An 867-nucleotide genomic window follows, 5' to 3' on the forward strand; every position below is an offset into this window, starting at 1 on the left:
TAACATAACGCAGTGCTAATGCCTGAAAAAACTGCTCACCAACACATTGCAAAAAGGCAGGATAAATATCTGCTAATGCAGAACATAAGTTGCCGTAAACACTGCCGCGATAAATCGCTAAACACTGCTCAGGATCAAGCTTCTCACCCGCTTGAATAAATGCCCCTGGCTTGATATCCGTCTCTAGATTATAGATGCCTGAAATAAAGGCTTGATGAATGTTCGCAAGCTTCATTACCTGGATACCTGCTCTGCAGAAGCAAGACTGGAATACTTTGAGCACTGAGCCATCATGCGGGCTGCGTTGCTCTGCTCTTCCTGCAGAACGGAAAAATCCGGAATATCAGTATCCCATTCAATCAAAGTAGGAATAGGGCCAAATCGCTCCAACGCTGTTTGGTAAAGTTGCCAAACCGGTCCGTGCACTCTTGCGCCATGCGTATCGAGCAAGTGCGTGCCCTGATCTTCGAAGCCCGCCAAGTGCATTTCTTTTATGCGTTTTACAGGCAAAGCCCGAATGTATTCTTGCGGATCAAATTTGTGGTTCATTGCGCTGACATAGATATTATTCACATCACATAAAATATCGCAGTCAGCCTGCTCGGCGACCTCGGACAAAAACTGCACTTCTGCCATCGCATCAACTGTAAAACTTAAATAGCTCGAAACATTTTCGACCAATATACGACGTCCCAGATAATTCTGAACTTGGTCAATTCGTGAGACGATATGCTTAATTGCCTCCATGGTATAAGGCATGGGAAATAGTTCATTACCATGTACGCCATCAAAAGAAGCCCAACACAAGTGATCAGACACCAGCGTTGGTTGAAAGCGTTCTATAAGTGACTTTAAGCGTTTGAGGTA

General features: G+C 44.6%; 2 protein-coding genes. Both read right to left on the bottom strand.

From position 1 onward, the window contains the following. Positions 1-235, bottom strand: a 235-nt coding sequence (locus tag A3761_RS22445) for a DNA-binding domain-containing protein (protein ID WP_197473182.1), incomplete at its 3' end; no start/stop codon positions are given. Next, positions 235-867: DUF692 domain-containing protein (locus A3761_RS22450; RefSeq protein ID WP_068750921.1), on the bottom strand; the 633-nt coding region annotated here is incomplete at its 5' end. The genes A3761_RS22450 and A3761_RS22445, both read right to left, overlap by 1 nt.

Source organism: Oleiphilus sp. HI0123, from assembly GCF_001635315.1.